This is a genomic window from Variovorax jilinensis, from assembly GCF_030316885.1.
Classification (GTDB): Bacteria; Pseudomonadota; Gammaproteobacteria; order Burkholderiales; family Burkholderiaceae_C; genus Variovorax; species Variovorax jilinensis.
This window is the reverse complement of record NZ_JASZYQ010000002.1, coordinates 536,968-557,415: the sequence shown is the minus strand read 5'-3', so window position 1 is coordinate 557,415 and position 20,448 is coordinate 536,968. Positions and strand designations below refer to the sequence as shown.

At 67.8% G+C, this 20,448-nt stretch carries 19 protein-coding genes; 9 read left to right on the top strand and 10 right to left on the bottom strand.

Going from position 1 to position 20,448, the window contains the following annotated elements:
* The first annotated feature begins 20 nt into the window (after nucleotides 1–20).
* Nucleotides 21–1,274 (top strand): SMI1/KNR4 family protein, encoded by a 1,254-nt coding sequence (locus tag QTH87_RS09670; RefSeq protein ID WP_286608697.1) that lies wholly within the window; start codon nucleotides 21–23, stop codon nucleotides 1,272–1,274.
* 7 nt (nucleotides 1,275–1,281) lie between these two features.
* On the opposite strand, the gene QTH87_RS09665 is transcribed toward QTH87_RS09670, so the two are convergent.
* From QTH87_RS09665 to acnA, 5 genes are all read right to left on the bottom strand, one after another.
* The gene (locus tag QTH87_RS09665) at nucleotides 1,282–2,460 is read right to left on the bottom strand and encodes an FAD-dependent monooxygenase (RefSeq protein ID WP_286608696.1); all 1,179 of its coding nucleotides are present in this window, start codon (nucleotides 2,458–2,460) and stop codon (nucleotides 1,282–1,284) included.
* Between the two features lie 9 nt (nucleotides 2,461–2,469).
* Complete coding sequence (locus QTH87_RS09660) at nucleotides 2,470–2,751, bottom strand: DUF6587 family protein (RefSeq protein ID WP_286608695.1); 282 nt, start codon at nucleotides 2,749–2,751, stop codon at nucleotides 2,470–2,472.
* A 1-nt stretch (nucleotide 2,752) separates the two neighbouring features.
* Nucleotides 2,753–4,651, bottom strand: a complete 1,899-nt coding sequence (gene feoB / locus QTH87_RS09655) for a ferrous iron transporter B (RefSeq protein WP_286608694.1) — start codon at nucleotides 4,649–4,651, stop codon at nucleotides 2,753–2,755.
* Entirely contained in the window at nucleotides 4,644–4,925 is a 282-nt protein-coding gene (locus tag QTH87_RS09650; protein ID WP_286608693.1) for a FeoA family protein, read from the bottom strand. Before QTH87_RS09650 ends, feoB begins: the two co-directional genes overlap by 8 nt.
* Nucleotides 4,926–5,054: 129 nt before the next feature.
* On the bottom strand, nucleotides 5,055–7,802 hold the full coding sequence (gene acnA, locus QTH87_RS09645) for an aconitate hydratase AcnA (RefSeq protein ID WP_286608692.1): 2,748 nt from the start codon (nucleotides 7,800–7,802) through the stop codon (nucleotides 5,055–5,057).
* Between the two features lie 122 nt (nucleotides 7,803–7,924).
* Between acnA and QTH87_RS09640 the strand changes: the two genes are divergently transcribed.
* Nucleotides 7,925–8,761: a helix-turn-helix domain-containing protein gene (locus tag QTH87_RS09640; protein ID WP_286608691.1), complete on the top strand. Its 837-nt coding sequence runs from the start codon at nucleotides 7,925–7,927 to the stop codon at nucleotides 8,759–8,761.
* Nucleotides 8,762–8,908: 147 nt separating this feature from the next.
* Nucleotides 8,909–9,409, top strand: coding sequence for a pyridoxamine 5'-phosphate oxidase family protein (locus QTH87_RS09635; protein WP_286608690.1), 501 nt, complete (start codon nucleotides 8,909–8,911; stop codon nucleotides 9,407–9,409).
* Nucleotides 9,410–9,499: 90 nt separating this feature from the next.
* Here the strand turns inward: QTH87_RS09635 and QTH87_RS09630 are convergent, their stop codons facing one another.
* The 5 genes from QTH87_RS09630 to QTH87_RS09610 all read right to left on the bottom strand — a co-directional run bounded on the left by QTH87_RS09630 (nucleotide 9,500) and on the right by QTH87_RS09610 (nucleotide 15,594).
* The gene (locus QTH87_RS09630; RefSeq protein WP_286608689.1) at nucleotides 9,500–12,085 is read right to left on the bottom strand and encodes a bifunctional aconitate hydratase 2/2-methylisocitrate dehydratase; all 2,586 of its coding nucleotides are present in this window, start codon (nucleotides 12,083–12,085) and stop codon (nucleotides 9,500–9,502) included.
* Between the two features lie 71 nt (nucleotides 12,086–12,156).
* Nucleotides 12,157–12,759 carry a hypothetical protein gene (locus QTH87_RS09625; protein ID WP_286608688.1) on the bottom strand — a complete coding sequence of 201 codons (603 nt, stop codon included), beginning with the start codon at nucleotides 12,757–12,759 and terminating at the stop codon, nucleotides 12,157–12,159.
* Between the two features lie 32 nt (nucleotides 12,760–12,791).
* Nucleotides 12,792–13,802, bottom strand: coding sequence for an HpcH/HpaI aldolase/citrate lyase family protein (locus tag QTH87_RS09620; protein WP_444812763.1), 1,011 nt, complete (start codon nucleotides 13,800–13,802; stop codon nucleotides 12,792–12,794).
* Nucleotides 13,803–13,806: 4 nt separating this feature from the next.
* Nucleotides 13,807–14,595 (bottom strand): trans-aconitate 2-methyltransferase, encoded by a 789-nt coding sequence (tam, locus tag QTH87_RS09615; RefSeq protein WP_286609059.1) that lies wholly within the window; start codon nucleotides 14,593–14,595, stop codon nucleotides 13,807–13,809.
* 12 nt (nucleotides 14,596–14,607) lie between these two features.
* Nucleotides 14,608–15,594 (bottom strand): malate dehydrogenase, encoded by a 987-nt coding sequence (locus tag QTH87_RS09610; RefSeq protein ID WP_286608687.1) that lies wholly within the window; start codon nucleotides 15,592–15,594, stop codon nucleotides 14,608–14,610.
* 194 nt (nucleotides 15,595–15,788) lie between these two features.
* On the opposite strand from QTH87_RS09610, the gene QTH87_RS09605 reads away from it, so the two are divergent.
* From QTH87_RS09605 to QTH87_RS09580, 6 genes are all read left to right on the top strand, one after another.
* Nucleotides 15,789–16,550: a GntR family transcriptional regulator gene (locus tag QTH87_RS09605; protein ID WP_286608686.1), complete on the top strand. Its 762-nt coding sequence runs from the start codon at nucleotides 15,789–15,791 to the stop codon at nucleotides 16,548–16,550.
* Between the two features lie 154 nt (nucleotides 16,551–16,704).
* Complete coding sequence (gene sdhC / locus QTH87_RS09600) at nucleotides 16,705–17,151, top strand: succinate dehydrogenase, cytochrome b556 subunit (protein ID WP_286608685.1); 447 nt, start codon at nucleotides 16,705–16,707, stop codon at nucleotides 17,149–17,151.
* Nucleotides 17,152–17,172: 21 nt separating this feature from the next.
* Entirely contained in the window at nucleotides 17,173–17,538 is a 366-nt protein-coding gene (gene sdhD / locus QTH87_RS09595) for a succinate dehydrogenase, hydrophobic membrane anchor protein (RefSeq protein WP_286608684.1), read from the top strand.
* A 7-nt stretch (nucleotides 17,539–17,545) separates the two neighbouring features.
* A complete protein-coding gene (sdhA, locus tag QTH87_RS09590) occupies nucleotides 17,546–19,357 on the top strand; it encodes a succinate dehydrogenase flavoprotein subunit (protein ID WP_286608683.1) in 1,812 nt (603 codons plus the stop codon).
* 75 nt (nucleotides 19,358–19,432) lie between these two features.
* Nucleotides 19,433–20,134 (top strand): succinate dehydrogenase iron-sulfur subunit, encoded by a 702-nt coding sequence (locus QTH87_RS09585; RefSeq protein ID WP_286608682.1) that lies wholly within the window; start codon nucleotides 19,433–19,435, stop codon nucleotides 20,132–20,134.
* Nucleotides 20,135–20,145: 11 nt separating this feature from the next.
* Nucleotides 20,146–20,448: an FAD assembly factor SdhE gene (locus QTH87_RS09580; protein WP_286608681.1), complete on the top strand. Its 303-nt coding sequence runs from the start codon at nucleotides 20,146–20,148 to the stop codon at nucleotides 20,446–20,448.

Genomic DNA, 20,448 nt, shown 5'->3' with positions numbered 1-20,448 from the left:
CGAACGACGAGGAGACGGGCATGGACGACAAGGACTTCTTCGACACCGAAGAACTCGCGCTGCTGCGCACGCACGGCATCGTGCTGTTCGCGCGGCGCGTCATCTTCGACGCCCAGCCGCCGCTGACCGAGCCGCAGATCGAGGCGGTCCGCACCGCCTGCGCGGGTCCGTTGCCGGCCGAGCTGGTCGCGCTGTGGCGGGAGGCCGCGGGCGGGCGCCTCGACTACGACCTGCACCTGCGCATCAACGGCAACGAGGAATCGGTGGCCTGGAGCGAGCTCTTCGGGCTGCCGGGCGAGGGCCGCCACGACCTCCAGGGCTGGATCGCGCACGAGCGCGAGGCCGCTCGCGAGGCAGCGGTGGAAACCGGCGAAGCCTGGGACGGCCGGCTGACCCTGTTGCCGATCGGCGGCTGCGACGATGCCGACCGGATCTACGTCGTGGTCGAGCCCGGGCCCGACGACGGCCATGTGCTGGCCTGGAAGCAGGGGCTGCCCTCACCCTGGCCGCACGAACTGCACGAGGACGGCATGACCACCGTGGCGCACGACCTCTGCGCGGCCCTCGAAAGCCTGCAGCTCGACGCCGATCCGCTGGCGCCGGCGGGCGACTACTTCACCGGCCAGGCGCTGCTCGAATACCTCGACGACCGGCATCAGGCTCATGGGCTGGAGCTCGGGCTGGTCGACCGCCTGGTCGCCTTCTACCGCCGAGCCATGGTCGACTGGCGCACGCCGCTCGCGGCCGGCACGCTGGGCGAGGACGCGCCCCGCGCGCGGGTGGCGCTGCGCCATGCGATCGCCACCGACGACCCGGCGCTGATCGCGCGGCTGGCGGCGGCCGGCGTATCGCTGGCCGGACCGCTGCACGGCAGCGCGATCGCCACCGATCTCGCGCTGAGCCATGGCGCCCACGAGGCAGCCCGGGCGCTGGTGGAGGCCGGCGCACCCGTGGCGCCCGATGCGCTCGATTTCATCGACAGCGCCCTGTCGCCGGAGCTGGTTTCGCTGCTGCTCGCGCACGGCGCCGAGCCGAGCCCCACGGCGGTCGCGGAGTGCGTCGCCTGCGGCGCCCCCGCGGCGGCCCGCCTGGTGGCCGAAGCCTACGGCCGCAACCACGCCGACCTGGCCGCGGCCTATGCCGCAGCCCGCGACGGAATGCTTGCCGAGCTGGAACCGGCCTGGGTCGAGGTGCAGGCGGGCCGGCTGAGCCACTACCTCGGTGCCGCCGGGCTCGCCAGGCGCATCGATCACCTGCGCAGCTTCAGCCTCTGAGCGTCTCTCAACCCTCGTAGAGCCAGGGCACATCGAGCAACCGCGCACCGAGAAGTCGCAGCGCAGCATCGCGGCCCCAGCGCAGCGGCCCCGTGGCATGGAAGATCTCGCCATTGCGCCGCGCCCTGGCCTGCACCTGGGCATTGCGCTGCCAGCGCAGTTCGGCAAAGCGCGCCCAGGCGGCCGGCACCGCGGCCGCATCGCCGCCATCGAGCGCCTCGGCCAGCGCCACCGCGTCCTCGATCGCCATGCCTGCGCCCTGCGCCAGGTAGGGCAGCATCGGATGCGCCGCATCGCCCACCAGCGCGATGCGCTCGTCGGCCATCTGAGCCGGCCCCTGCAGCGGGTCGCGGTCGTTGAGCGTCCAGGCGCGCCATGCAGGCACGGCCTCCAGCAAGGCCTGCAGCCCGGCGGCCGTGCGGCCCGTGGCGGCCTGCAGCGACGACAGGCTCGCCGCCTGATCCCAGTCGCGCGCATCGCCGACCGGCGCCGCCTCGGCCAGCACCACGACATTGAGTGCCTCGCCACGCCGCACCGGGTAGGCCACCGCGTGCAGCCGCGGCCCGAGCCAGACCCGCACCTGCGTGCTGCGCAGCGCGGGCGGCAGCGCCGCCATGTCGACCAGCGCGCGCCAGGCCGTGTGGCCGGTGGCCTGCGGTGGCGCGTCCTGCGCGAGCACCTTGGCGCGCACCGTGCTCCAGAGCCCGTCGGCGCCGACCAGCGCATCGCCCTCCCAGACCCGGTCGTCGGTGCTCGACACGCTGACGGCTTGCGAGCGGGCCGCCACCTGGCCGATGCGTGCCGCGGTGGTCAGCGTGACCGCGCCGCTGCCGCGCACTGCCGCGAGCAGCAGCGCATGCAGGTCGGCGCGATGCACGCAGAGGTAGGGTGCCGCGTAGCTGCGCAGCATCGCGTTGCCGAGCGGCAGTCGGGCGAGTTCGCGGTCGTCGAAGGCGCTGCGCACCACCAGGGCGTCGGGACGGGCGGCGACCCGCGTCAATGCCTCGTACACGCCAAGGGCCTGCAGCCGACGCGTGACATTGGGACCGAGCTGGATGCCGGCGCCGACTTCGGCAAAGGCGACCGCCTGCTCGAACAGATCGATCCGGTGACATCGCCGCGCCAGCGCCAGCGCGCTCGCGAGGCCCGCGATGCCGCCGCCCGCGATCAGGATGTGGGCCGGCATGGCGCCCACTCAGTGCGGATGCACGGTGCGGCTGGTGTCGGTGGCGTCCTGCTGGCCCGGCCTGGCCGAGGGTGCGCAGCTGCCGCAGCTGTCGCACGAACCGCAGCCCGACGCCTTGCCGAGCGTCGCCGCCAGGCGCTCGGCGCGCTCGGCGTCGACCAGGCCCGCGCGCTGCGAGCCCGCCGCCAGCCGGCCGGCCGCACCGCGGCGCCAGCGCGCCGGCATCCAGCGCCAGACGGCGTAGATCGCTGCCAGGCCGACGATCAATGCCACCACGATCTGCTGCGTCATCTCATCCTCCCGTCAACGCGAGCGCCACCCGGTAGGTGATCCAGCACGCGATGTAGGCGAGTCCGAACAGGTACCCGGCCATGATCAGAACATAACGCCAGGAGCCGGTCTCGCGCTTGACCGCGGCCAAGGTGGCGAGACATTGCGGTGCGAAAACGTACCAGACCAGCAGCGACAGCGCGGTCGCCATCGACCAGCTGGCCGCGATCAGCGGCTCGAGCTGGCCCGCCACCTCGTCGCCGGTGGCCGACAGCGCATAGACCGTACCGAGCGCGCCGACCGCGACCTCGCGCGCCGCCAGGCCCGGCACCAGCGCGATCGAGATCTGCCAGTTGAAGCCGATCGGCGCGAAGACGTGCTCGAGCGCGCGGCCGATCATGCCGGCCAGGCTGTACTGGATCGCGGGCCCGGTCGCGCCCTCGGGCGGCGACGGGAAGGTCGACAGGAACCAGAGCAGGATCGTCAGCGTGAGGATGATCGTGCCCACGCGCTGGATGAAGATCCAGGCCCGCTCGTAGAGGCCCAGCGCCAGGTTGCGCAGGTTGGGCCAGCGGTATGCCGGCAGCTCCATCATGAGCGGCGAGCGCTGCCTGCTGTCGCGGAAGCGCTTCATGACCCAGGCCACCGCCATCGCCGAGACGATGCCGAAGACATACAGCGCGAACAGCACCACGCCCTGCAGGTTGAAGATGCCGCCCACGGTGCGCGACGGAATGAAGGCCGCGATCAGCAGCGCGTAGACCGGCAGCCGTGCCGAGCAGGTCATGAGCGGCGCGATCATGATGGTCGTGATGCGATCGCGCCAGTTGCTGATCGTGCGCGTGGCCATCACGCCGGGGATCGCACAGGCGAAGCTCGACAGCAGCGGAATGAACGAGCGCCCGGACAGGCCGACCGTGCCCATCACGCGGTCGAGCAGGAACGCCGCACGCGGCAGGTAGCCCGAATCTTCCAGCGCCAGGATGAACAGGAACAGGATCAGGATCTGCGGCAGGAAGACGATGACGCCGCCGACGCCCGCGATGATGCCGTCCACCAGCAGGCTCTGCAGCATGCCTTCGGGCAGATAGGTCTTGATGAACTCGCCCAGGGCGGCGGTCGCGCCTTCGATCAGGCCCATCGGCACCTCGGCCCAGCTGAACACCGCCTGGAACATCAGGAACATGGTGACGGCCAGCACCACCATGCCCCACAGCGGATGCATCACGACCCGGTCGATGCGGTCGCTGGTACCGAGGCTGCCGGCCGGCTCGCGCACTGCGAGGCCCAGGATGCGGCGCACTTCGCGCTGGGTGTCGAGCACCTCGTCGAGGTTCGAGGCATGCCAGGGTTGCGGAACGGCCACCGCCACCGGCGCGTCGAGCGCCTCGAGCAGCCCCTTGGCCCCACCCGAGTGCACGCCGACGGTCTCGATCACGGGCAGGCCGAGTTCGCGCGAGAGCACCGCGGTATCGACCGCGATGCCCTGCTTCTTGGCCATGTCGGTCATGTTGAGCGCCACCACCATCGGCAGGCCGAGCTTCTTGGCTTCCAGCACCAGCCGAAGGTTGAGCCGCAGGTTGGTGGCGTCGGTGACGCAGACCAGCAGGTCCGGCAGGGATTCGTTGCTCTTGCCGGTGATCACGTCGCGCGTCACGGCCTCGTCGGCCGACAGCGCGTTGAGGCTGTAGGCGCCCGGCAGGTCGAGCACGAAGACACGACGGCCGCCCGCGGTGCGCAGGACGCCTTCCTTGCGCTCGACCGTGACGCCTGCGTAGTTGGCCACCTTCTGGCGGCTGCCGGTCAGCAGGTTGAACAGCGCGGTCTTGCCGCAGTTGGGGTTGCCGAGCAGCGCGATGCGTTCGGGCGGGCTGCTGGACACCGCAGCGCCGGGCTGGAACTGGAGCGTCGCCTCAACCATGGCCGACCGCTCCGGCGGTGACGCGGACCATCGCCGCTTCGTGACGACGCAATGCGAAGGTGGTGTGGCCCAGGCGCACGGCCAGCGGCTCCCGGCCGGGCACGCCGGTGGCGACGATGCGGACAGCCTCGCCGGGCACGAAGCCGATCTCGGTCAGGCGCAGGACCAGTTCCTTGCCCTCGGCCTCCTCGGGGCGCAGGACATCGAGCACTGTGGCCCATTGGTGGCTGGGAAGTTCATCGAGGCTGATGACGGCAGAGGCCGCCTCGTTCATTGTGGTCACCCGGGGAGTCCAGAGAATGCAAAATGAGAATTATTCTCGAAAACTCCCGGCTTTGGTGCGCAAAGGCCGAAGAATCCATGGGCCTCTGTGCCACTCGACGGCTCAGGCTCCCGTCAGGAGCTAGTTGGCAAGCAACTGCCGCAGCACGAAGGGCAGGATGCCGCCGTGCTTGTAGTAGTCGACCTCGATCGGGGTGTCGATGCGCAGGCGCACCGTGACCTCCTGATGGGTGCCGTCGGGCCGGTGCACCACGATCTTCACGTCCATCTGCGGCTTGAGCTCGCCGCCGATCACGACATCGATCTTCTCGTCGCCCGTGAGGCCGAGGCTTTCCCACGAATCGGCGCCGCGGAACTGCAGCGGCAGCACGCCCATCCCGACCAGGTTGGCGCGGTGGATGCGCTCGAAGCTGCGCGCCACCACGGCCTTGATGCCCAGCAGCTGCGTGCCCTTGGCGGCCCAGTCGCGCGAGGAGCCGGTGCCGTATTCCTCGCCGCCGAAGATCACGGTCGGCACGCCCTGCGCCATGTACTTCATGGCGGCGTCGTAGATGAACATCTTCTCGTTGCCGGGCTGGAACAGCGTCAGGCCGCCCTCCTCGCGCGAGCCCTCGGCATCGGCCGGGATCATGAGGTTCTTGATGCGCACGTTGGCGAAGGTGCCGCGCACCATGACGTCGTGGTTGCCGCGGCGCGAGCCGTAGCTGTTGAAGTCGGCCTTCGGGACGCCGTGCGCCTTGAGCCAGATGCCCGCGGGCGAGCTTTCCTTGATCGAGCCGGCCGGCGAGATGTGGTCGGTGGTGATCGAGTCGCCGAACAGGGCCATGATGCGCGCGCCGGTGAAGCCTGCGTCGCTCGCATGCGGCTTCATCTTGAAGCCCTCGAAGAACGGCGGCTCGGCGATGTAGGTCGACTTGGGCCAGTCGTAGACCTGACCCTGCGTGCCCTTGATGCTGCTCCAGAGCTTGCCCGGGTTGTCCTTGATCTGCTCGTAGTTCTGGCGGAAGGCCTTGGCATTCATGGCGAAGCGCAGGTTCTCGTCGATCTCCTGCGTCGACGGCCAGATGTCCCCGAGGAAGACGTCCTGGCCCTTCCTGTTCTTGCCCACCGGCTGGGTCATGAGGTCGACCATCACGTTGCCGGCGATCGCGAAGGCCACCACCAGCGGCGGCGAGGCCAGGAAGTTGGCCTTCAGGTTCGGATGGATGCGGGCCTCGAAATTGCGGTTGCCCGACAACACGGCCGCGCCGATCAGGTTGTTCTTCGTGATGACCTCGTTGATCTCGGGCGTGAGGTCGCCGGCGTTGCCGATGCAGGTGGTGCAGCCGTAGCCCGCCAGGTAGAAGCCCAGCTTCTCGAGGTAGGGCAGGAGGCCGGCCTTCTCGAGGTACTCGGTCACGATGCGCGAGCCCGGGGCGAGCGAGGTCTTCACGTGCGGCTTGACCGTGAGGCCCGCCTCCACTGCCTTCTTGGCCAGCAGGCCGGCCGCCAGCATCACGCTGGGGTTGGAGGTGTTGGTGCACGAGGTGATGGCGGCGATCAGCACATCGCCGTTGCCGATCGTGACCGGGCCCTTGGTGGCCTCCTGCGGCAGCGGATAGCGCAGCTTCAGCGTGTCGGCCGGCTGGTTGAAGCCGTTGGCCTCGTTCGGCTTGCTGTAGAGCTCCGAGAACTTGGTCGACAGATGCCCGAGGTCGATGCGGTCCTGCGGCCGCTTCGGCCCCGCGAGGCTCGGCGACACGGTGCCGAGGTCGAGCTTCACGACCTTGGTGTATTCGAGCTCGCCGGGCGCGGGCATGCCGAACAGGCCCTGCGCCCTGTAGTAGGCCTCGAAGCGCTCGACCTCGGCATCGGTGCGGCCGGTGCCCTTGAAGTAGGCGACCGTCATCTCGTCGACCGGAAAGAAGCCCATCGTGGCGCCGTATTCGGGTGCCATGTTGCCGATGGTGGCGCGGTCGGGCACCGCGATCGAAGCCGCGCCGGGGCCGAAGAACTCGACGAACTTGCCCACCACCTTCTCGCCGCGCAGGATCGCCGTGACGTAGAGCACGAGGTCGGTGGCCGTGACGCCTTCGCGCAGCTTGCCCGTCAGTTCGAAGCCGACCACGTCGGGCGTCAGCATGTAGACCGGCTGGCCCAGCATCGCGGCCTCGGCCTCGATGCCCCCGACGCCCCAGCCGACCACGCCGATGCCGTTGATCATGGTGGTGTGGCTGTCGGTGCCGACCAGCGAATCGGGATACCAAGTCGGCACCTCGCCCTTGTCGTTCGGGCTCTTGTAGACGCCGCGTGCAAAGTACTCGAGGTTCACCTGGTGGACGATGCCGAAGCCCGGCGGCACCACGCCGAAGGTGTCGAAGGCCTGCATGCCCCACTTCATGAACTGGTAGCGCTCGTTGTTGCGCTGGAACTCGAGCTTCATGTTGAGGTCGAGTGCCTTCGGCGTGCCGTAGTAGTCGACCATCACCGAGTGGTCGACCACCAGGTCGACCGGCACCAGCGGCTCGATGGTCTTGGGCGACTTGCCGAGCGACTGCGCGACGCTGCGCATCGCCGCCAGGTCGGCCAGCAGCGGCACGCCCGTGAAGTCCTGCAGCACCACGCGCGTGACGACAAAGGGGATCTCCTCGGTGCGCTCGGCGTTCGGCGACCAGTTCGAGAGCTGCTCGACGTGCTCTGACGTGACCTTCTGCCCGTCGCAGTTGCGCAGCACCGATTCGAGCACGATGCGGATCGAGACCGGCAGCTTCGCGACGTTGGGGTATTGCTTCGCGAGTTCCTTGAGCGACCAGTATTTGCCGGCCTTGCCCGACGCCGTCTTGAAGGTCTTGAGCAGGGGGGCGAAGGCGTGGGCCGCATCTTTGGGCATGGGGAAACTCCTTTGTTCGTGGAAGCCTCTCGAAGATAGCAGGCTTCGATGACCGGGACCGTGCGCGGGTCGATGACCTCAAAGGTCATGGCCGCGCTGCACCGTTTCACTAGGATGGCGCCATGAACACACCGAGCGCCCCGCCGCCGACCGCGACCGATCCCTTCGGCGCCCACCTGCGCCACTGGCGCCAGCATCGCCGGCTGAGCCAGCTCGACCTCGCCCACGAGGCAAGGGTGTCGACGCGGCACCTGAGCTACGTCGAGACCGGCCGGGCCGAACCGAGCCGCGAGATGGTGCTGCGGCTGGCCGAGCGCCTGGAGGTGCCGCTGCGCGAGCGCAATGCGCTGCTGGTGGCAGCCGGCTACGCGCCGATGTACCGCCAGCGCTCGCTCGACGATCCGGCCCTGGCCTCGGCGCGGCAGGCGGTCGACCTGGTGCTCAAGGGCCACGAACCCTTTCCGGCGCTGGCCGTCGATCGCCACTGGAACCTGGTGGCGCACAACGCGATGGTGCCGCTGCTGATGGCCGGCGCCGCCCCCCACCTGCTCGAGGCACCGGTCAACGTGCTGCGTCTCAGCCTGCACCCCGAAGGCCTCGCGCCACGCATCGCGAACCTGGCGCAGTGGCGCCAGCACCTGCTCGAACGGCTGCAGCAACAGATTGCCGCCACCGGCGACGCCGGCCTGGTGGCGCTGCACGAGGAGCTGGCCGGCCTGCCGCAGCCGCAGGTCGGGCACGATGCGCCAGCCGTCGGCGGCGAGCTCTCGAACGTCGTGATGCCGTTCCAGCTCGTCACGCCCGAGGGGGTGCTGAGCTTCATCAGCACCACGACCATCTTCGGCACACCGGTGGACGTCACCCTGCAGGAACTGGCGGTGGAATCATTCTTCCCGGCCGATGCGCGCACTGCAGAGGCGCTCGCAGCGCTGGCACGCGGCGCAGCGGGCGCGCGCTGAGTCGCGCCCTCGCCCCGCTGGGCGGCCCTGGCGCGTCGGCAATGGACGACACGCGAATGCGTCATGGCAGCGCGTGGCCTGCACGGCTGCCGGCCTAGCTTGGAGGCTCTCGCTGTCAACCAGCCAACCACCACCGGAGAACCGCCAATGAGCACCCCCGACGAACACGCCAAGCTGTGGGATCTGATCAAGGACACCCGCTTCGGCATGCTGACCCACCGCCACGGCGATGGCCAGCTGCACAGCCATCCGCTGACCACGCAGAACAAGAGCTTCGACGAAGGCGCGACGCTCTATTTCTTCATTCCCAAGGACGGCGAGATCGCGCGACACGTCGCGACCGATTCCAGCGTCAACGTGGCCTATGCGGATACCGATGCCGACAGCTACGTCTCCGTCTCGGGCCAGGCCGGCCTGATCGAGGACGCCGCGCTGAAGGAGTCGCTCTTCACCACCATGGCCAAGAGCTGGTTTCCGAAGGGCGCCGGCGATCCGAACCTCGGCCTGCTCGGCGTGCGCATCCTCGAGGCCGAGTACTGGGACGTCGACGACAGCAAGATGGTGCAGCTCTACAAGATGGCCAAGGCCGCGATCACCGGCAAGCCGCCGACCGACATGGGGGAGCACCGCAAGGTCGACGTGGGCTGAGCACCCAGCAGGCCAAATGAAAAAGCCCCGCGGCTGCGGGGCTTTCGACTTTCGAGAACGGACGCCGATCGACGGCGCCCTGACACTTCGTCAGGCCGCGACGCCGGCCGCGATGTCCTTGTATTCGTCGATGCGGTCGAAGTTCAGATACTGGTAGATCTGATCGCTCGACGCATCGAGAACACCGACGCTCGCCATGTACTCTTCCCGCGTCGGGATGCGGCCGAGGCGCGAGCAGATGGCTGCCAGTTCCGCACTGCCGAGGTACACGTTGGTGTTCTTGCCGAGCCGGTTGGGGAAGTTGCGCGTGCTGGTCGACATCACGGTCGCGCCTTCGCGCACCTGCGCCTGATTGCCCATGCAGAGCGAGCAGCCCGGCATCTCGGTGCGCGCACCGGCGTTGCCGAAGACACCGTAGTGGCCTTCCTCGGTGAGTTGCTGAGCGTCCATCTTGGTCGGCGGGGCGATCCACAGCTTGACCGGGATGTCGCGCTTGCCTTCGAGCAACTTCGATGCCGCGCGGAAGTGGCCGATGTTGGTCATGCAGGAGCCGATGAACACTTCGTCGATGGCGGCGCCGGCCACGTCCGACAGCGTCTTGACGTCGTCGGGGTCGTTCGGGCAGGCCACGATCGGCTCGTGGATGTCGGCCAGGTCGATCTCGATCACGGCCGCGTAGTCGGCATCGTCGTCGCCCTTGAGCAGCTGCGGGTTCTTGAGCCAGGCTTCCTGCGCCGCGATGCGGCGCGCCAGCGTGCGGCCGTCGGCATAGCCTTCGGCGATCATCCAGCGCATCAGCGTGATGTTGCTGTTGATGTACTCGATGATCGGTTCCTTGTTGAGGTGCACCGTGCAGCCCGCGGCCGAGCGTTCGGCCGACGCGTCGCTGAGCTCGAAGGCCTGTTCGACCTTCAGATCGGGCAGGCCCTCGATCTCGAGGATGCGGCCCGAGAAGATGTTCTTCTTGCCCTTCTTCTCGACCGTCAGGTGGCCGGCCTTGATCGCGTACAGCGGGATCGCGTTGACCAGGTCGCGCAGCGTGACGCCGGGCTGCATCTGGCCCTTGAAGCGCACCAGCACGGACTCGGGCATGTCCAGCGGCATCACGCCGGTGGCGGCCGCGAAGGCCACCAGGCCGGAGCCGGCCGGAAAGCTGATGCCGATCGGGAAGCGGGTGTGGCTGTCGCCGCCGGTGCCGACCGTGTCGGGCGTCAGCAGGCGGTTGAGCCAGCTGTGGATCACGCCATCGCCGGGACGCAGCGAGACGCCGCCGCGCGTGGCCATGAAGTCCGGCAGCTCGTGGTGCATCTTGACGTCGACCTTCTTGGGATAGGCCGCCGTGTGGCAGAAGGACTGCATGACCAGGTCGGCGCTGAAGCCGAGGCAGGCCAGGTCCTTGAGCTCGTCGCGGGTCATCGGTCCGGTGGTGTCCTGGCTGCCGACCGAGGTCATCTTCGGTTCGCAGTAGGTGCCGGGGCGCACGCCCTGGCCTTCCGGCAGGCCGCAGGCACGGCCGACCATCTTCTGCGCCAGCGAGAAGCCCTTCTTGGTGTCGACCGGGCTGACCGGCAGGCGGAACAGCGTGGAGGCGGGCAGGCCCAGCGCCTCGCGCGCCTTGGCCGTGAGGCCGCGGCCGATGATCAGCGGAATGCGGCCGCCGGCGCGGACTTCGTCGAACAGCACGTCGCTCTTGACCGAAAACTCGGCGATCACCTTGCCGTCCTTGAGCGCCTTGCCGTCATAGGGACGCAGCTCGACCACGTCGCCCATGTTCATCTGGCTGACGTCGAGCTCGATCGGCAGCGCGCCCGAGTCTTCCATGGTGTTGTAGAAGATCGGCGCGATCTTGCCGCCGAGGCAGACGCCGCCGAAGCGCTTGTTCGGCACGTAGGGGATGTCCTCGCCGGTGAACCACAGCACCGAGTTGGTCGCGCTCTTGCGCGACGAGCCCGTGCCGACGACGTCGCCGGCGTAGGCCACCAGGTGGCCGCGGGCGCGCAGGTCCTCGATGAACTTCACCGGGCCGCGCTTGCCGTCTTCCTCGGGCACGATGCCCGGGCGCGCGTTCTTGTGCATCGCCAGGGCGTGCATCGGGATGTCCGGACGCGTGGTCGCGTCGGGTGCGGGCGACAGGTCGTCGGTGTTGATCTCGCCGGCCACCTTGAAGATGCTCACGGTGATGCTCTCGGGCACTTCGGGGCGGCTCGTGAACCACTCGGCATCGGCCCAGCTCTGCAGCACGGCCTGGGCGTTGGCATTCCCGGCGTCGGCCTTTTCCTTGACGTCGTGGAACTGGTCGAACATGAGCAGCGTCTTCTTGAGCCCCTCGGCCGCCACGGCGCCGACTTCGGCGTCGTCCAGCAGGTCGACCAGCGGGCCGATGTTGTAGCCACCCAGCATGGTGCCCAGCAGCTCGGTCGCGCGGGCGCGCGTCAGCAGCAGGCTCTTCTCGGTGCCGTGGGCGACCGCCGCGAGGTAGCTGGCCTTGACCTTGGCGGCGTCGTCGACGCCGGCCGGCACGCGGTGCGTCAGCAGGTCGAGCAGGAAATCGGCCTGGGCCACCGTCGGCGTCTTCATGAGCTCGATCAGCTCGGCGGTCTGCTTGGCGGTCAGCGGCAGGGGTGGGATGCCGAGCGCGGCGCGTTCGGCAACGTGTTCAACGTAGGCTTGCAACATCTTCTTTTCTCCGGAAACACGAAATGGGCGAGCGTCTCGAACCTGCAAGCAAGAGCCGCGCCCTGGATGGATTAGGGTTTCTTGGCGCCGGTCGCCGAGCTGTCGCTCGTGTCGAACAGGCCCTGCGGCGGGTTCTTCTTCATGTCCTCGGCCACCTCGAGCTGCTTGGAGGCCTGGCATTCGTCGGCCAGTCGGATGCCCTGCTTCTGGCTCATGAGCATCGACTTGTTCCCGAGCTGCAGCCACATGGCTTCGCGCACCGGGTCCTCGAGGCGAACCGCGCCGGTGCGGCTGGAAACCGGGTGCAGCCGATAGCGCACGTTGGCGTGCGTGAGGACGAAGTAGCCGGGCTTCTTGGGATCGGCCTCGATGTTGACGCTGGCGCCGAGTTCGCACTTGATGGTGCCGGTGAGGATGGTCTCGGCGACCTTCAGGTCCTGCTCGGAGAGCACGACGTCCGCTTCGTCGCCGGTGGCGATGGGCTTGGCCTCCTCGACCTTCTTGATGACGCGCTTGGGCACGACCTTCTGCACGACCTTCTTGCCGGTCGTGTTGGCCGCCGGCTGCTTGCTGGGCGCGGCCTGCTTGGGCGCGGTGCCCGATGAACTGGTCTGGGCCACGGCGGCGAACGGCAGTGCGAGCGCGGCGGCGGCGATCAGGGCAATCGACTTCATGGTGTGTCTTCTTTCGGGGGCTGGGGGTTCAATCAGGGAAGTGAGGGCGCGAACCACTGTTGCGCCTCGGGAGGCAGGCTGCGGCCGGTGGCATGCGCACGTTCGAGTACCTGCCAGAAATGACGGTAGCTGGCGCGGTCATGCAATGTGCCATCGATGCTGACCGGCGCCCATGCCGCCCGTACGGCCGCGGACATGATTTTTGTAGCGAGTTGAATCTGGCGCTCGTCGGGCGCGAAGGCCTCGAGGATGGGCCGGATCTGGTCCGGGTGGATGCTCCACATGCGCGTGTAGCCGAATTCGGTCGCCGCGCGGCGTGCCGCGGCGCGCAAGGCGCCGACATCCCGAAATTCAGTCACGACGCAGTGCGAGGGCACCTTGCCATGGGCATGCGCGGCCGAGGCGATCTCGAGCTTGGCGCGCACCACCAGCGGATGGGTGAACTGGCCCGCGGCGCCCATGCCGTCAGCCGGAATGGCGCCGCCATGGGCGGAGACGAAATCCATGAGCCCGAAGCTCAGCGACTGCACACGCGGATGGGCCGCGATCTCGAAGGCGTGGTGCACCGCCAAGGGCGATTCGATCAGGACGTGCAGCGGCAGCGCCTCGGCACCGGCTGCGTCGAGCGCCAGCGCCGCCTCGCGCACGTCGTCGACCGATTCGACCTTGGGCACCATCAGGTGGCTCAGGCGGTGGCCGGCACGCGCCGCGATGGTGAGCACGTCGCCCGCGAAGGCCGGATGGTCGACCGGGTGCACTCGCGCGCCGACGCGCATCCCTTGGGCCGCCGCCAGCGCCAGCTCGGTGACCAGCGACGCATGTTCGGCCTCGCCGCCCACCGGAGCGCCATCCTCGCAGTCGAGCGTGACGTCAAAAACGCAGGCGCCGAATTCCTCGGCCAGCTCGGCCTGCAGCGCGAGGCTCTTGCGCATGCGCGCCTCGACGCCGCTGTAGTGATCGCAGACCGGGAGCACGACGCCGCCGGCCTGCGCACCGAGCAGTACCTCGCGCGGATGGCTGGCGGACGGATTCGGATTCAGCACGGTGTCAGGCCTTCTTCTGCGCCACGATGAACATGCGCGGAAAGGCCAGCAGCAACTGCCCGTCGGCACGCGCCGGATAGGCAAGCGCGATGCGGCGCTCGTACTCGGCCAGGTAGCTGGTCCTCAGCTCGCCTGGCAGCGGGTCGACGAAGGGCTTGAGCCCGGTACCGCTCACCCATTCGACGATCGCCGCCGCCGAAGCCATCGGATGCTGGTAGGCGGTGCGCCACACATCGACCGTCGCCGCTTCGGCCGCCAGCAGGTCGTAGTAGCCCTCGATGCCCAGCAGCTCGGTACGCAGCCGTTCGGGGTTGCCGATGGCCTGCGCCCAGGGCGCCTCGCCGGCCACTTCGCGCATCAGGCGATGGGTGGGTTCCTGGCGGTTGTCGGGCATCTGGACAGCCAGAACCCCGCCGGGGGCAAGTGCCGCGAACAGGCGCGGAATCAGCGCCTCGTGGTCGGGCACCCACTGCAGCGAGGCATTGGCATAGATCAGGTCGGGCGCATTGCCGCGAGCGGCATCGGGCGCCCAGGTGCCGATGTCGCCGAACTCGAAGCGTGCCTGCGGCAGTCGCTGGCGCGCGCTTTCGAGCATCGGCTCGGAATTGTCGGTGCCGACCACGTCGGCAGCAGGAAAACGCTGCACCAGCAGCTCGGTGGAATTGCCCGGGCCGCAGCCGAGATCGATCACGCGGCTCGCAGCGGCCAGCGGCACGCGTGCGAGCAGGTCCCTGGCCGGGCGCGTGCGCTGATCCTCGAAACGGCTGTAGAGCGCGGGATTCCAGTCGAGCATGCCGGTCACGAATTACAGCAGGTGGGCGACGCCGGCCTGCTCGTCCTGCAGTTCCTTCAGGGTCTTGTCGATGCGTTCCTGGCTGAAGGCGTCGATCTCGAGGCCCTCGACCAGCTTGTATTCACCGTTCTCGCAGGTGACCGGGAAGCCGAACATGGTGTCCTTGGGAATGCCGTACTGGCCGTCCGAAGGAATGCCCATCGTGACCCACTTGCCGTTGGTGCCGAGGGCCCAGTCGCGCATGTGGTCGATGGCGGCATTGGCAGCCGATGCAGCCGACGACAGTCCGCGCGCCTCGATGATGGCGGCGCCGCGCTTGCCGACGGTCGGCAGGAAGGTGTTGGCGTTCCATTCCTGGTCGTTGATCAGCTTGGCCACGCTTTCGCCGTTGATGGTGGCGAAGCGGTAGTCGGCGTACATGGTGGGGGAGTGGTTGCCCCAGACCGTGAGCTTCTCGATGTCGGCCACGGCCTTGCCGGTCTTGGCGGCGAGCTGGCTGGCGGCGCGGTTGTGGTCGAGGCGCAGCATGGCGGTGAAGTTCTTGCGCGGCAGGTCCGGCGCGCTCTTCATCGCGATGTAGGCGTTGGTGTTCGCGGGATTGCCGACCACCAGCACCTTGACGTTGCGGCTGGCGACGGCGTTGAGCGCCTTGCCTTGCGCGGTGAAGATGGCGCCATTGACAGCCAGCAGCTCGGCGCGTTCCATGCCGGGGCCGCGCGGGCGCGAACCGACCAGCAGCGCGTAGTCGGCATCCTTGAAGGCGGTCATCGGGTCGCCGTGGGCTTCCATGCCGGCCAGCAGCGGGAAGGCGCAGTCGTCGAGCTCCATCATCACGCCCTTGAGCGCCTTCTGGGCCTTTTCGTCGGGGATCTCGAGCAGTTGCAGGATGACCGGCTGGTCCTTGCCGAGCATTTCGCCGGAGGCGATGCGGAACAGCAGGGCGTAACCGATTTGGCCGGCAGCGCCGGTGACGGCAACGCGAACAGGCTTTTTGCTCATGGGAAAACTCCAGGAAGTGATGAAACTGTGCAAGGCCGCAGCGTGCGGCCGGGAAGTCGGGTCCGGCGCAAACACCGGGGGGCCAACGGGGCCGTCTTCGATTTTATGCCGATTTGAGGTTTCGGTGGCGCGTGTCTTATGTCTTATATAAGATGTGGGCCAAAGCACCGACTCGGTGCACCCCGCCCACGCCCATGACCACCCCTGCCAGCCCCGTCGCGGAGCTCTCGACGCCCTCGTTCAGCCCGCTCTACCAGCAGATCAAGTCCCTGATCCTGCAGGGGCTGCACACCGGCGAATGGAAGCCGGGCGAGCCGATCCCGAGCGAGATCGACCTCGCTGCGCGCTTCCGCGTCAGCCAGGGCACGGTGCGCAAGGCGATCGACGAACTGGCGGCCGAGAACCTCGTGGTGCGGCGCCAGGGCAAGGGCACCTTCGTCGCCACCCACGCCGAGCAGCATGTGCAGTACCGCTTCCTCAAGCTGGTCCCCGACAGCGGCGACGTCGACAGCGAAGGCCCGGCCGATCGCGAGATCGTCGATTGCCGGCGCCAGCGCGCGAGCGCCGACGTCGCGCGGGCGCTGGCACTGCGCACCGGCGACGCGGTTCTGCAGGTGCGGCGCGTGCTGGCCTATCGGGGCACGCCGACCATCCTCGAGGACCTGTGGCTTCCGGGCCTGCCGTTCAAGGGCCTGACCGCGGAACGGCTGCGGGCCTGGCGCGGTCCGATGTACGCACTTTTCGAAACGGAATTCGGCGTGCGCATGGTGCGCGCCGAGGAAAAGATCCGCGCCGTGCTGCCCGATGCTGCGCAGGCCGCGCTGCTGGCGGTCTCGTGCGCGACACCGCTGCTGAGCGTGGAACGGGTCGCGCACACGTACCATGACACGCCCATGGAGCTGCGCCGCGGCCTCTATCGCACGGACACGCACCACTATCGCAACGAGCTGGGCTGAGGCGGCACCGGCCTCTCGCACGGCGGCAGCATCCCTGCATGCCAGTGCGACGTACGGGCGCGCGAAGTCGCATGTTGTTGCATTGCAATAGAATTTTGAGTTGTTTGCTTTTCGCCGAAGAACAAGTAGCCCCTCGTAAAAACCGAAAGCCCCCATGACAGAGCTGGCCACCCCACCCCGACAACCGCGGCGAGAGTTCCGCAACATCAACCCCCTCTCCGACCTCAGCACCTATCGGCTGCCGCCCGCCGGCATCGTCTCGATCCTGCATCGCATCAGCGGTGTGCTGATGTTCCTGCTGCTTCCCTTCATCATCTGGATGTTCGACACCTCGTTGTCCTCCGAGATCTCGTTCGCGCGCTTCAAGGCCGCATTCAACAGCGGCATCGGCTTCCTGCCCGGCTGGCTCATCAAGCTGGTGGCACTGGCGCTGATCTGGGCGTATCTGCATCACTTCATCGCCGGCCTGCGTCACCTCTACATGGATGTCAACCACCACGCCGTGGACAAGAAATCCGGCAACAGCACCGCTCTCGCGACGCTGGCCCTGAGCGTGCTGATGACGGTCGTGCTCGGCGCCAAGCTGTTCGGCCTCTACTGAACCGCGCAGGAGAAACAGAACATGTCCGTCAACTACGGTTCCAAGCGCATCGTCGTCGGTGCCCACTACGGCCTGCGCGACTGGCTCAGCCAGCGCATCACGGCCGCCCTCATGGCGCTGTTCACGATCATCGTGCTGGCGCAACTCATCTTCAAGAGCGGTCCGATCGGCTACGACCTGTGGGCCGGCATCTTCGCCGCCCAGTGGATGAAGGTGCTGACCTTCGTCGTCATCGCCTCGCTGCTCTATCACGTCTGGGTCGGCATGCGCGATGTCTGGATGGACTACGTCCAGCCGGTGGGCATTCGCCTGCTGTGCCAGGTTTTCACGATCGTCTGGCTTGTCGGTTGCGCGGGTTGGGCCATTCAAGTGCTCTGGAGGCTCTGAACTCGCTATGACCGCATATACCAAAGACCAAATCACCAAGCGCAAGTTCGACGTCGTCATCGTCGGCGCCGGCGGCTCCGGCATGCGTGCCTCGCTGCAGCTCGCGCGCGCCGGCCTCAACGTCGCCGTGCTCTCCAAGGTGTTCCCGACCCGCTCGCACACGGTCGCTGCCCAGGGCGGCGTCGGCGCCTCGCTCGGCAACATGAGCGAGGACAACTGGCACTACCACTTCTACGACACGATCAAGGGCTCCGACTGGCTCGGTGACCAGGACGCGATCGAGTTCATGTGCCGTGAAGCGCCCAAGGTCGTGTACGAGCTCGAGCACTTCGGCATGCCCTTCGACCGCAATCCGGACGGCACCATCTACCAGCGCCCCTTCGGCGGCCACACGGCCAACTACGGCGAGAAGCCGGTCCAGCGCGCCTGCGCCGCGGCCGACCGCACCGGCCACGCCATGCTGCACACGCTCTACCAGAAGAACGTCGAGGCACGCACCCAGTTCTTCGTCGAGTGGATGGCGCTCGACCTGATCCGCGACGCCGAAGGCGACGTGGTCGGCGTCACCGCGCTCGAGATGGAAACCGGCGACCTGCACATCCTGCAGGCCAAGACCGTGCTGCTTGCCACCGGCGGCGCGGGCCGCATCTTCGCGGCTTCGACCAACGCCTTCATCAACACCGGCGACGGCCTCGGCATGGCGGCACGCTCGGGCATTCCGCTGCAGGACATGGAGTTCTGGCAGTTCCACCCGACCGGCGTGGCCGGTGCCGGCGTGCTGCTGACCGAAGGCTGCCGCGGCGAGGGCGCGATCCTGCTCAACAGCAACGGCGAGCGCTTCATGGAGCGCTACGCGCCCACGCTGAAGGACCTGGCGCCGCGCGACTTCGTCTCGCGCTCGATGGACCAGGAGATCAAGGAAGGCCGCGGCTGCGGCCCGAACAAGGACTACGTGCTGCTGAAGCTCGACCACCTCGGTGCCGAGACCATCCACAAGCGCCTGCCTTCGGTGTACGAGATCGGCGTCAACTTCGCCAACGTCGACATCACGAAGGAGCCGATCCCCGTGGTGCCGACCATCCACTACCAGATGGGCGGCATCCCGACCAACATCAACGGCCAGGTCGTGATCCAGAAGGGCGAAGAGAACAGCGCCGTGGTCAACGGCCTCTACGCGGTGGGCGAATGCTCCTGCGTGAGCGTGCACGGCGCCAACCGCCTGGGCACCAACTCGCTGCTCGACCTGCTGGTGTTCGGCCGCGCGGCCGGCAACCACATCGTCGAGTTCAACGACAAGCTGAAGGAACACAAGGAACTGCCGGCCGACGCCGCCGACCGCACGCTCGAGCGCCTGAACCAGCTCGAGTCGTCGACCTCCGGCGAATACGCGCAGGACGTCGCCAACGAGATCCGCGCCGTCATGCAGCAGCACGCGGCCGTGTTCCGCAAGCAGGCCTCGATGGACGAAGGCGTGAAGAAGATCGCGGCAGTGCGCGAGCGCGTCGCCGCGGTCACGCTCAAGGACAAGTCGCGGGTCTTCAACACCGCCCGCATCGAGGCGCTCGAGGTCGACAACCTGATCGAGGTGGCGCAGGCCACGATGGTCTCGGCCGCGGCCCGCCGCGAATGCCGCGGTGCCCACACGGTCGAAGACTACGAACGCCCGGCCGACGATCCGGTCGCACCGCTGGGCCGCAACGACGCCGAATGGATGAAGCACACGCTCTGGTACAGCCAGGACAACCGCCTGTCCTACAAGCCGGTCAAGATGCAGCCGCTCACGGTGGCATCGGTGCCGCCCAAGGTTCGGACGTTCTGAAGGCTTTGTGGGACAGACCGCAGCGGCGCGAAGCGCCGCAAGCTCTGTCCCCAACTGATTAAAAAGGAATCCACGATGAAGCGCACATTCCAGATCTACCGCTATGACCCGGACAAGGACGCCAAGCCCTACATGCAGACGGTCGAGATTGAACTCGACGGCCACGAACGCATGCTGCTCGACGCCCTCATGAAGCTCAAGGCGCAGGACCCGACGCTGTCGTTCCGCCGCTCCTGCCGCGAAGGCGTCTGCGGCTCCGACGCGATGAACATCAACGGCAAGAACGGCCTGGCCTGCCTGACGAACATGCTCACGCTCAAGGGCACGATCGTGCTCAAGCCGCTGCCGGGCCTGCCGGTCATCCGCGACCTGATCGTCGACATGACGCAGTTCTTCAAGCAGTACAACTCGATCAAGCCGTACCTGCAGAACGACAGCGTGCCGCCCGAGAAGGAACGCCTGCAGTCGCCCGAGGAGCGCGACGAGCTCAACGGCCTGTACGAGTGCATCCTGTGCGCGAGCTGCTCGACCAGCTGCCCGAGCTTCTGGTGGAATCCCGACAAGTTCGTCGGCCCGGCCGGCCTGCTGCAGGCCTACCGCTTCATCGCCGACAGCCGCGACGAAGCCACCGGCGAGCGCCTCGACAACCTCGAGGACCCGTACCGCCTGTTCCGCTGCCACTCGATCATGAACTGCGTCGACGTCTGCCCGAAGAACCTCAATCCGACCCGGGCGATCGGCAAGATCAAGGAACTGATGGTGCGCCGCGCCATCTAGAGAGAAGCACCATGCAAACTGCCGACGACCTCGCCCAGCCCATCAGCGTTCGCGCGCTGAGCAAGCTCAAGTGGCGTTGCCGGCGCGGATTGCTCGAGAACGACCTGTTCATCGCGCGTTTCTTCGAACGCCATGAAGCGGACCTGACCTGCGGGCAGGCACAGGCACTGGAGACATTGATGGACCTGTCGGACAACGACCTGCTCGACCTGCTGCTCGCCCGGAAGGAGCCCGAGCCCGCATGGGCCGGGGCCGAAGTGGTCCGCTTGTTGCAATTGATGCGCACCGACGGCGCGCAATCCGTTAATTTCTGA

Excerpts from the sequence above, each read along its gene's own strand:
- QTH87_RS09670 (WP_286608697.1), top strand. The coding sequence starts at position 21 with ATGGACGACAAGGACTTCTTCGACACCGAAGAACTCGCGCTGCTGCGC.
- QTH87_RS09665 (WP_286608696.1), bottom strand. The coding sequence starts at position 2,460 with ATGCCGGCCCACATCCTGATCGCGGGCGGCGGCATCGCGGGCCTCGCG.
- QTH87_RS09660 (WP_286608695.1), bottom strand. The coding sequence starts at position 2,751 with ATGACGCAGCAGATCGTGGTGGCATTGATCGTCGGCCTGGCAGCGATC.
- feoB (WP_286608694.1), bottom strand. The coding sequence starts at position 4,651 with ATGGTTGAGGCGACGCTCCAGTTCCAGCCCGGCGCTGCGGTGTCCAGC.
- QTH87_RS09650 (WP_286608693.1), bottom strand. The coding sequence starts at position 4,925 with ATGAACGAGGCGGCCTCTGCCGTCATCAGCCTCGATGAACTTCCCAGC.
- acnA (WP_286608692.1), bottom strand. The coding sequence starts at position 7,802 with ATGCCCAAAGATGCGGCCCACGCCTTCGCCCCCCTGCTCAAGACCTTC.
- QTH87_RS09640 (WP_286608691.1), top strand. The coding sequence starts at position 7,925 with ATGAACACACCGAGCGCCCCGCCGCCGACCGCGACCGATCCCTTCGGC.
- QTH87_RS09635 (WP_286608690.1), top strand. The coding sequence starts at position 8,909 with ATGAGCACCCCCGACGAACACGCCAAGCTGTGGGATCTGATCAAGGAC.
- QTH87_RS09630 (WP_286608689.1), bottom strand. The coding sequence starts at position 12,085 with ATGTTGCAAGCCTACGTTGAACACGTTGCCGAACGCGCCGCGCTCGGC.
- QTH87_RS09625 (WP_286608688.1), bottom strand. The coding sequence starts at position 12,759 with ATGAAGTCGATTGCCCTGATCGCCGCCGCCGCGCTCGCACTGCCGTTC.
- tam (WP_286609059.1), bottom strand. The coding sequence starts at position 14,595 with ATGCTCGACTGGAATCCCGCGCTCTACAGCCGTTTCGAGGATCAGCGC.
- QTH87_RS09610 (WP_286608687.1), bottom strand. The coding sequence starts at position 15,594 with ATGAGCAAAAAGCCTGTTCGCGTTGCCGTCACCGGCGCTGCCGGCCAA.
- QTH87_RS09605 (WP_286608686.1), top strand. The coding sequence starts at position 15,789 with ATGACCACCCCTGCCAGCCCCGTCGCGGAGCTCTCGACGCCCTCGTTC.
- sdhC (WP_286608685.1), top strand. The coding sequence starts at position 16,705 with ATGACAGAGCTGGCCACCCCACCCCGACAACCGCGGCGAGAGTTCCGC.
- sdhD (WP_286608684.1), top strand. The coding sequence starts at position 17,173 with ATGTCCGTCAACTACGGTTCCAAGCGCATCGTCGTCGGTGCCCACTAC.
- sdhA (WP_286608683.1), top strand. The coding sequence starts at position 17,546 with ATGACCGCATATACCAAAGACCAAATCACCAAGCGCAAGTTCGACGTC.
- QTH87_RS09585 (WP_286608682.1), top strand. The coding sequence starts at position 19,433 with ATGAAGCGCACATTCCAGATCTACCGCTATGACCCGGACAAGGACGCC.
- QTH87_RS09580 (WP_286608681.1), top strand. The coding sequence starts at position 20,146 with ATGCAAACTGCCGACGACCTCGCCCAGCCCATCAGCGTTCGCGCGCTG.